The following is a 10867-nucleotide window of genomic DNA, read 5'->3' on the forward strand; positions in this document are numbered from 1 at the left end:
GGTCAGTCGGTGGTGCCGAGCTCGTTGTCGAGGAGCTCGAAGAGTTCGTCGTCGGTGGCGGATTCGACCGAGGCGGCGTCCGCCGCCGTCCCGGCCGCACTGCCGGTTCCGGTGCCGCCGTCGTCGTGGCGCGCGTCGTTCCACTTCGCGAGCAGCACTTCGAGGCGCATGGTGACCGTGGCGTGCGTTCCCTTGTCGCCCTTGCCGTGTGCCGCCTCGGTGAGCGCGGCCTCGAGCCGGTCGATCTCGGCGAGGAGGGAGGGGGCGCCCGCCTGGTCGCCGTCGGCCGGCAGTTCGCCGTTCAGGTGGTCGGCGAGGGCCGTCGGCGTGGGGTAGTCGAACAACAGGCCCGCCGGGAGCCGCAGTCCGGTGACGGCACCGAGGCGGTTGCGCAGCTCGACGGCGGTGAGCGAGTCGAAGCCGAGGTCACGGAACGCCTGCCCGGCCCCGACCGCCTCCGCCGAGGCGTGCCCCAGCACGGCCGCGACCTCGCCCCGTACCGTCGCCAGCAGGATCCTGCGGCGCTGCTCCCCGGACGCGCCCGCCAGCTGCCGCGCCAGCGGCACGGCGGACGCGGCCTCGGCGGCCCGGCGGGCGGGGGCCCGTACCAGCCCCCGCAGCAGGGCGGGCAGGGGTGCCGTCGCGGCACGGGCGCGCAGGGCGGGCAGGTTGAGGCGGACCGGGACGTACACGCCGCCGTCCGCCGCGATCGCGGCGTCGAAGAGCGCGAGCCCTTCGTCCTCCGGCAGCGGGGAGACCCCGCCGCGCGCCATCCGCGCCAGCGCCTCGGCGTCCACCTCGCCCAGCATCCCCCCGCCACTGGCGGCCCACGGGCCCCAGGCCAGCGAGCTGCCCGCCAGTCCGTCGGCCCGGCGGCGCTGCGCCAGGGCGTCCAGGTAGGCGTTGGCGGAGGCGTAGTTGGCCTGGCCGGCGTTGCCGAAGGTGCCGGCGAGGGAGGAGAACAGCACGAAGAGGGAGAGGTCCGCGTCCCGGGTGAGCTCGTGCAGGTGACGGGCCGCGTCGGCCTTGGGCGCGAAGACCCGGTCCAGCCGTTCGGGCGTCAGCGAGTCGAGGAGCCCGTCGTCCAGCACGCCGGCCGCGTGCACCACCGCCGTCAGCGGGTGCTCGGCGGGCACCGCTTCCAGGAGGGCGGCGAGCGCGTCCCGGTCGGCGGCGTCGCAGGCCGCCGTCGTCACCGTCGCGCCCAGCGCCTCCAGTTCCGCCGCGAACTCGGCCGCGCCCTCGGCGTCCGGCCCCCGCCTGCTGGTGAGCAGCAGATGCCCGGCGCCGTGGACGGAGACCAGGTGCCGCGCGACGAGCCGGCCCAGGGCACCGGTCGCGCCGGTCACCAGGACGGTGCCTTCCGGGGCGAGGGGGGCTGTGGTCGTGGTCGTTCCGGTGGTCGCGCGGGCGAGCCGCGGAACGTACAGGCGGTCGCCGCGGAGGGCCAGCTGCGGCTCGCCTGTGGCCAGGGCGGAGGGCAGGGCCGTCGCGAGGCCGGAGTCCGGAGCGTCGGAGTCCGGAGCGTCGGAGTCCGGAGCGTCGGAGCCCGTGCCGAGGTCGACCAGTACGAACCGGTCCGGGTGCTCCGACTGCGCCGAGCGCACCAGGCCCCACACGGCGGCCTGTTCGGGGTCGAGGGCCGAGGCATCGGTGACGCCCGCCGCCACGGCGTTGCGGGTCACCAGGACGAGGCGTGACGCGTCGTCGCCGGTAGCGGTGGCGGCCTCCTTCAGCCACTCCTGCAGCAGCGCGAGAGCGCGGCCGACCGGCCGCGCGGCGGGACCGGTGGTGGGGACGGCAGGGGCGGGCAGCGGTCGCGGGTCGAGGCCCCGGGCTCGCAGGGCGTCGACGAGGGCCTGGTCGTTGCCGATGTCGTCAACGTCGGCGCCGCCGTCACCGTCGCCCAGGAACGCCCACTGGCCGGTGACGGGCCCGGCGGGAGCCGAAGGCAGAGGCAGGGGCGTCCAGTCGACGCGGTAGAGCGAGTCCTGCCGGTCGCCGCGCGCGGCAGCCAGCTGCTCGGCGGAGACCGGGCGCAGGACGAGCGAGTCCACCGAGGCGACGGGCCGCCCTGCGACATCCGCGACCAGCAGCGACACCGCGTCCTGCCCGCCGGCCGCCAGCCGCACGCGCAGAGCCGACGCGCCGGTGGCGTAGACCCGCACCCCGCTCCATGAGAAGGGCACCCGGGCCTGACCGGTGTCGGGCAGCAGACCGCCGAGCGCAACAGCGTGCAGTGCGGCGTCGAGCAGTGCGGGGTGAACGCCGAATCCGGTCACGTCCGTGGCGCCCGTGACGTCGGCGTCAGGCAACGCCACCTCGGCGAAGAGCTCGTCACCGTGCCGCCAGGCCGCCCGGACGCCCCGGAAGAGGGGCCCGTAGTCGAGGCCGAGCCCGGCCATGCGCTCGTAGAGCTCGTCCACGGCTTCGGCGTTCAGCTCCGTCGCCCCGGCCGGGGGCCACTGCGAGAGGTCAAACGTTTCTCCGGATGCGGCGGACAGCGTGCCTGTGGCGTGCGCGGTCCACGGTTCGTCCGCCGCGGCGCCCTCGGCGCGGGAGAACAGCCTCACCGTTCGACGGCCGGTGTCGTCGGGAGAAGCGACGAGCACCTGCAGCTGAACGCCGGTGTCCTCGGGCAGCACGAGCGGCGCCTCCAGCGTCAGCTCGTCCAGCCGGTCACAGCCGACCTGGCCGCCCGCGTGCAGCGCGAGGTCCACCAGGGCGGTGCCGGGCAGCAGGGCGCTGCCCATGACGACGTGGTCGGCGAGCCACGCGTGCGTGGCCGTCGACAGTCGTCCGGTGAAGAGCAGGCCTTCGCCGTCGGCCGGCGCGACGGCCGCGCCCAGCAGCGGGTGGCCGACGGCCGTCAGCCCGGCGGATGCCACGTTGCTGATGCCGCTAGGTGCGTTCTCCAGCCAGTAGCGCCGGCGCTGGAAGGGATAGGTGGGCAGGTCGACGAACCGGGCGTCGGTGCCGGCGAAGACGGCGTGCCAGTCGAGGGAGACGCCCAGGACGTGGAGCCGGGCCAGGGCGGTGACGGCGGCCAGGTCCTCGGAGCGGTCGGCACGCAGGGCGGGGACGGCGACAGCGGAGGCGTCCGCGTCCGCCAGGTCGTCCAGCGTCTGCTGCGCCATGGCGCTCAGCACCCCACCGGGACCGATCTCGACGAGAACGCCCGCGCCTTCCGAGACGAGCGCCCGCACGGCGTCGGCGAACCTGACCGTGTGACGCACGTGCCGTACCCAGTACTCCGGGTCGCACAGGTCCTCGGCAGAAGCCAGACGGCCGGTGAGAGTGGAAACGACCGGCGTCGACGGCACGGAGTAGGTGATGCTCTCGGCGACCTTGCGGAACGCCGCCAGCATCGGATCCATCAACGGCGAATGAAAAGCGTGCGAGACCGCCAACCGCTTCGTCCGACGGCCCTCAGCAGCCAGCAGGCCACCGACCTCGACCACCGCCTCCTCAACACCCGAGAGCACCACAGCAGAAGGACCATTGACCGCGGCAACACCGACGGACTCCTCACGACCCACCAGCAGCGGCAACACCTCCTCCTCCGAAGCCTCCACCGCCAGCATCAACCCACCCACCGGCAACGCCTGCATCAAACGGCCACGAGCCACAACGAGCGCAGCGGCATCCGGCAGCGACATCACACCCGCCACATGCGCCGCAGCCAGCTCACCGATCGAATGCCCGGCCAGGAAATCGGCCCGCACACCCCACGACTCGACGAGCCGGTACAGCGCCACCTCGACCGCGAACAACGCAGGCTGAGTGAACCCGGTCCGATTCAGCCGATCGGCGTCCTCGCCGAACACCACGTCTCTCAAAGGCTGCTCGAGATGGGCATCCAACTCCACACACACGGCGTCAAACACCTCAGCAAACACCGGGAACGCGGCATACAACTCCCGCCCCATCCCCAACCGCTGACTCCCCTGCCCCGAGAACAGGAACGCCGTCCGGCCACCCCCGGCAACCGGCCCGTCGTGGGTGACGGTTGCCGTCGAGCGCTCGCCGTTCGCCAGGGCGCGCAGGCCCTCGAGCATCCCGGCGCGGTCGGCCGCCACGGCGGCGGACCGGTGTTCCAGTGCGGTGCGGCCCGTGGCCAGCGAGTAGGCGACGTCCCGCACGTCGAGGCCGTCGTCGGCCTGGGCTCGGGCGAGGAGCCGGGCGGCCTGGTCGCGCAGGGCCTCGGGGCTCTTCGCGGAGAGCACCCAGGCAGCGGCGGTGCCCGAGGGGGCCGTGCGGTTGCGATCGCCGGTGTCCGGCCGCGCCGCCGGTGCCTGCTCGATGATGACGTGCGCGTTGGTGCCGCTGAAGCCGAAGGAGGAGACACCGGCCCGGCGCGGACGTCCGTTCTCCGCCCACTCCACGGGCTCGGCCAGCAGCCGCACGCCGCCCGCCGACCAGTCGATGTGCGGCGAGGGCTCGTCCACGTGCAGGGTCTTCGGCAGCAGTCCGTGGCGCAGCGCCTGGACCATCTTGATGATGCCGCCGACGCCGGCCGCGGCCTGCGTGTGCCCCACGTTGGACTTCAGCGAGCCGAGCCACAACGGCCGTCCCTCCGGCCGCTCGTGCCCGTAGGTGGCCAGCAGGGCCTGGGCCTCGATCGGGTCGCCGAGCGTCGTGCCCGTGCCGTGCGCCTCGACCGCGTCGATGTCGGAAGGGGACAGGCCCGCGCCGGCCAGCGCCTGCTGGATCACGCGCTGCTGGGACGGCCCGTTGGGGGCGGTCAGGCCGTTGGACGCGCCGTCCTGGTTGACCGCGCTCCCACGCACCACGGCCAGTACCGGGTGACCGTTGCGCTCGGCGTCCGACAGCCGCTCCACGAGGAGGATGCCGGCGCCCTCGGCCCAGCCCGTGCCGTCGGCGTCGGCCGAGAACGCCTTGCAGCGGCCGTCCGCCGCGAGCCCGCGCTGGCGGCTGAACTCCACGAAGGCTCCGGGCCCGGCCATCACCGTCACACCGCCGGCCAGCGCCAGCTCGCACTCGCCCTGCCGCAGGGCCTGCACGGCGAGGTGAAGCGCCACCAGCGACGACGAGCAGGCCGTGTCGACCGTCACCGCCGGGCCCTCGAGCCCGAAGGTGTAGGACAGCCGGCCCGAGATGACGCTGCCGGAGTTGCCCGTTCCGAGGAAGCCCTCGACGCCCTCGGGGACGGTCTGCAGGGCGGAGGCGTAGTCGTGGTACATCACGCCCGCGAACACTCCGGTCCGCGAGCCGCGCAGCGACGCCGGGTCGATTCCGGCGCGTTCGAAGGCCTCCCACGAGGTCTCGAGCAGCAGCCGCTGCTGCGGGTCCATGGCCAGGGCCTCGCGTGGCGAGATGCCGAAGAAGGCGGGGTCGAAGTCGCCCGCGTCGTAGAGGAAGCCGCCCTTGCGGGTGGTGCTGGTGCCGGCCTTGTCGGGGGTGCCGTCGGCGAGCAGGTCCAGGTCCCAGCCGCGGTCGGCGGGGAAGTCGGAGATGGCGTCGGTCCCCGAGGCGAGCAGCTGCCACAGGTCCTCGGGGGTGCGTACGCCGCCGGGGTAGCGGCAGCTCATCGCGACGATGGCAATGGGCTCGTCGCCGGCGCGGGCCGGGGCGCCGGAGCGTGCGGGGGCGCTGCCGGCGTCGGTGGTCCGGTTGTCCGCGAGTTCGTCGAGCAGGTGGCGGGCCAGGGCGTCGGGGGTGGGGTAGTCGAAGACCAGGCCGGCCGACAGCCGCACGCCGGTGGCGGAGCCGAGGCGGTTGCGGAGCTCGACGGCGGTGAGCGAGTCGAAGCCGAGCTCGCGGAAGGCCTGGGCGGGCTGGACGGACTCGGGGCGGCCGTGGCCGAGGACGGCGGCGGCGTGAGTGCGGACCAGGTCCAGCAGCAGTTCGTGCCGACGCTCCGCCGTCAGCTCGTCCAGCTGCCGCGCCAGCATCGAAGGTACGCCCTCGCCAGGAGTGCCGGCCGCGGCTTCGGCGCGGCGGACGGAAGCGGGGGCCAGGGCCGACAGCAGGGGCGGGAGCGAGCCGGAACGCGCTTGCTCGCGCAGGGCGCGGATGTCCCACTGGACGGGTACGAGAACGGGGTCGGCGGCCGGCCGGAGGGCGCGGTCGAACAGGGCGAGGCCGGTGGCGGAGTCCAGGGCCCGCATGCCCGAGCGGGTGATGCGGCGCTGGTCGGCTTCGCCGAGTTCGCTGGTCAGCGCGCTGGTCTCGGACCACAGTCCCCAGGCCAGCGAGACGGCCGGAAGACCGGCCGCACGACGCTGCACGGCGAGAGCGTCCAGGAAGGAGTTCGCGGCCGCGTAGTTGCCCTGCCCCGCACTGCCGAACACACCGGCAGCGGAAGAGAACAGCACGAACGCCGACAGATCCATCTCGCGCGTGAGCTCGTGGAGATTGAGGGCGCCCGTCGCCTTCGGCGCGAAGACCTTGGCGATGCGGTCGGGGGTGAGGGCGGGCACGATCCCGTCGTCCGTCACACCCGCCGCGTGCACCACACCCGTCAGCGGGTGCTCGACGGGGACGGCGGCCAGCACCTCGGCCAGCGCAGGGCGATCCGCGACGTCGCACGCGAAGACGGTGACCTGGGCACCGTGCTCGGAGAGTTCGTCGACGAGGTCGGGCATGCCCTCGGTGCCGAGGCCGCTCCGGCTGACGAGCAGCAGGTGCCGGACACCGTGCTCGACGACGAGGTGGCGGGCGACCAGCCGCCCGAGAACGCCCGAGGCGCCGGTCACGAGGACGGTGCCGCCGGGGGCAAAAGCGGCGGCATCGGACGCTTCGGGGACGTCGGCCCGTACGAGACGAGGCACAAGCACCTCTCCCCCACGCACCGCAACCTGCGACTCACCAGCACTCAAGGCAGCGGCAACCACACGACTCTCGTCGTCATCACCATCGACGTCCACCAGCACGAACCGGCCCGGATTCTCCGACTGCGCCGACCGCACCAGACCCCACACAGCCGCCTGCCACGCATCCACAACATCACCGGCAACCGCACCCACCGCACCCCGCGTCACCAACACAAGACGCGACCCGGCAAACCGATCGTCAGCCAACCACTCCTGCACCAGCCCCAACGCCCGCCGCACATCCCCACCAGGCGCCACAACACTCACACCAGCCGCGTCAACAGAGTCAAAAGCACCGGACACCGCACCCGGCACCCACTCCACCCGATACAGCGAATCGTGCTGGACTCCCTGGGCCGCCGAGAGCTGCGCGGCGCTCACCGGGCGCAGCATCAGCGACTCGACCGAGAGGACGGGGGCACCCGCGCCGTCCGTGGCGAGCAGGGACACCGCGTCCTGGCCGGCCGGTGCCAGGCGGACCCGCAGGGCCGTCGCGCCGGTGGCGTACAGGCGCACGCCGCTCCACGCGAAGGGAATCCGGGCGCGGTCGTGGTCCGCGGTGAAGTCGCCGAGGCCCACGGCGTGCAGCGCGGCGTCCAGCAGCGCGGGGTGCACCCCGAAGCCCGTGGCGGTGACGCCTTCCGGCAGCGCGATCTCCGCGAAGACCTCGTCGCCGAGCCGCCATCCGGCTCGTACGCCCCGGAACACCGGCCCGTACTCCAGCCCCAGACCGCTCATGCCCTCGTACAGCGCATCGATGTCGGCCGAGGCCCCGCCCGGCGGCGGCCATGCGCCGGACGGCTCGAACGGCGCGGTCCGGCTCGCCGAGACGGTTCCCGTCGCGTGGCACGTCCAGGGGTCGTCGGCGGTGGCGGCGTCGGGGCGCGAGTAGAGGCGCAGGGCGCGGCGGCCGGATGCGTCGCCGGCGTCCACGACGATCTGGATCCGGACGCCGCCGTGTTCGGGCAGGACGAGCGGTGCTGCCAGCGTCAGTTCGTCGAGGTGGTCGCAGCCGACCTGGTCGCCGGCTCTGATGGCCAGTTCCACGAGTGCCGTGCCGGGCAGCAGCACGGTGTCCATGACGACGTGGTCGGCGAGCCACGGGTGCGTCGCGGTGGACAGTCGTCCGGTCAGCAGGACGCCTTCCCCGTCGGCGAGGGTGACGACCGCGCCGAGCAGCGGGTGGTCGGCCGGCCCGAGGCCCACGTGGTCGAGGTCACCGGTCGCGGGCCGGGTCTCGAGCCAGTAGCGCTCGCGCTGGAAGGCGTAGGTGGGCAGGTCGACGCGGTGGGCGCCGCGGTCGGCGAAGACGGCGGGCCAGTCGAGGGCGACGCCGTGGACGTGGAGCCGGGCCACTGCCGTGGTCACCGCCACGTCCTCGCGTCGGTCGGCGCGCAGCGCCGGGACGGTCACGATGTCGCTCTCGTCACCGAGGAGGTCCTGGGCGAGGGCGGTGAGGACCCCGCCGGGCCCGATCTCGAGGAAGGCGGTCGCGCCTTCGGCGGCCAGTGTCCCGACGGCGTCCGCGAAGCGGACGGCCCGGCGGACGTGGCGCACCCAGTACTCCGGGTCGCACAGCTCCTCGGCGCCGGCCGGCCGGCCCGTCAGGGTCGAGACGACGGGGATCGCGGGCGGGGTGAACGTCATGCGCTCCGCCACCGCGCGGAAGTCGGTGAGCATGGGCTCCATCAGCGGCGAGTGGAACGCGTGCGAGACCGGCAGGGCCTTCGTCTTACGCCCCTGCTCGGCGAGCAGCCCGGCTATCGCCGTGACGGCCTCTTCCTCGCCCGACAGGACAACGGACGACGGACCGTTGATCGCAGCGACACCGACCCGGTCCTCGTAACCGGCCAGCAGCGGAAGGACCTCGTCCTCCGAGGCCTGCACCGCCACCATCACGCCACCGGCGGGAAGCGCCTGCATCAACCGCCCCCGGGCCGCGACCAGCGCCGCCGCATCGGCCAGCGACATCACACCCGCCACATGCGCGGCAGCCAGCTCACCAATCGAATGCCCGGCCAGGAAATCAGCCCGCACACCCCACGACTCGACGAGCCGGTAGAGCGCCACCTCGACGGCGAACAACGCGGGCTGAGTGAACTCCGTCCGGTCCAGCAGCCGGTCGTCGTCCTCGCCCAGGATCACGTCGCGCAGCGACCGGTCGAGGTGGACGTCCAGCTCGGCGCACACGGCGTCGAGGGCCTTGGCGAACGCCGGGAACGACGCGTACAGCTCGCGTCCCATCCCCGTCCGCTGGCTTCCCTGGCCCGAGAACAGCATGGCCACCGTCTGCCGCGGCGCCGCCGCCCCCACGACCACCCCGGGCGCCGGCTGCTCGCCGCGGGCCAGTGCTTCGAGGCCGCGCAGCAGTTCGTCGCGGTCGGAGGCCACGACCACCGCGCGGTGGTCGAGCGCCGCCCGTGACGTCGCCGTGGAGAGTCCGAGGTCGGCGATGGTGTGCTGCGGCCGGTCCGTCACATGGGCGAGCAGCCGTTCGGCCTGGGCGGGCAGGCCGCCGGCGTCCTTGGCCGACAGCAGGACGGGCGTCGGCAGGGGCCGTGCGGTGGCGGGCTCCTCGTCGGCGGGTTCCTGCTCGGGTGCCTCTTCGATGATCGTGTGGGCGTTGGTGCCACTGAAGCCGAAGGAGGAGACGCCGGCCCGGCGCGGTCCGCCGTCCGCCGCCCACTGGACCGGCTCGGTCAGCAGCCGCACGGCGCCCGCCGACCAGTCGACGTGCGGGGTCGGCTCGTCCACGTGCAGGGTCTTGGGCAGTACGCCGTGCCGCATGGCCTGCACCATCTTGATGATGCCGCCGACACCGGCCGCGGCCTGCGTGTGCCCGACGTTCGACTTCAGCGAGCCGAGCCACAGCGGCCGGTCCTCGGCGCGCCCCCTTCCGTACGTGGCCAGCAGCGCCTGGGCCTCGATCGGGTCGCCCAGCGTCGTGCCCGTGCCGTGCGCCTCGACGACGTCCACGTCGGCGGCCGACAGCCCGGCCGACGCGAGCGCCTGCCGGATGACCCGCTGCTGCGACGGGCCGTTGGGAGCCGTCAGCCCGTTCGACGCACCGTCCTGGTTGACGGCGGAGCCGCGGATCACGGCCAGGACGGGGTGGCCGTTGCGCCGGGCGTCGGACAGCCGCTCGACGAGCAGCATGCCCACGCCCTCGGCCCAGCCGGTGCCGTCGGCGGCGGCCGCGAACGGCTTGCAGCGGCCGTCGGCGGCCAGGCCGCGCTGGCGGCTGAAGTCCACGAACGCCGTGGGGTTCGACATGGCGGTGACGCCGCCCGCGAGGGCCAGCGAGCATTCGCCCTGCCGCAGCGCCTGCACGGCGAGGTGCAGCGCCACCAGCGACGACGAGCACGCCGTGTCGACCGTCACCGCCGGGCCCTCCAGCCCGAAGGTGTAGGCCACTCGTCCGGAGACGACGCTGGCCGCGCTGCCCGTCCCGATGTAGCCCTCGACGTCCTCCACCGCCTGCTGGAGGACGGACGAGTGGTCGTGGTACATGACGCCGGCGAACACGCCGGTCCGGCTGCCGCGCAGGGACGTGGGGTCGATACCCGCCCGCTCGAACGTCTCCCAGGCGCTCTCCAGCAGCAGCCGCTGCTGGGGGTCCATGGTCAGTGCCTCGCGCGGTGATATCTCGAAGAGCCCGGCGTCGAACCGGTCGATGCCGTCGAGGAATCCGCCCTCGCGCACATGGCTGGTGCCCCGTGCGTCGGGGTCCGGGTCGTAGAGGCCCTCCAGGTCCCAGCCGCGGTCGGTGGGGAATTCGGTGATGGCGTCCCGGCCGTCCACGAGCAGCTGCCACAGGTCCTCGGGGGACCGCACGCCGCCGGGGTAGCGGCAGCTCATCGCGACGATGGCGATGGGCTCCCGCTTCTGCGCGTCGATCTCCTGGAGCTGTTCGCGGGCCTCGTGCAGGTCCGCGGTCACTCGCCGGAGGAAATAGCGCAGCTTTTCCTCGTTGTTCACCTGGGGGTCGTTCACCTGAGGTCACCTCTTGCAGAAGGCCGCCCGTGGAGCGG

1 protein-coding gene is annotated in these 10867 nt (G+C 73.8%); it reads right to left on the reverse strand.

The features are described from left to right. Nucleotides 1-2: 2 nt before the first annotated feature. Complete coding sequence (locus ACIG36_RS06475) at nt 3-10814, reverse strand: SDR family NAD(P)-dependent oxidoreductase (protein WP_399923976.1); 10812 nt, start codon at nt 10812-10814, stop codon at nt 3-5. Nucleotides 10815-10867 lie beyond the last annotated feature (53 nt).

The organism is Streptomyces sp. NPDC053048 (genome assembly GCF_044547045.1).
In the GTDB taxonomy this organism is placed as follows: Bacteria; Actinomycetota; Actinomycetes; order Streptomycetales; family Streptomycetaceae; genus Streptomyces.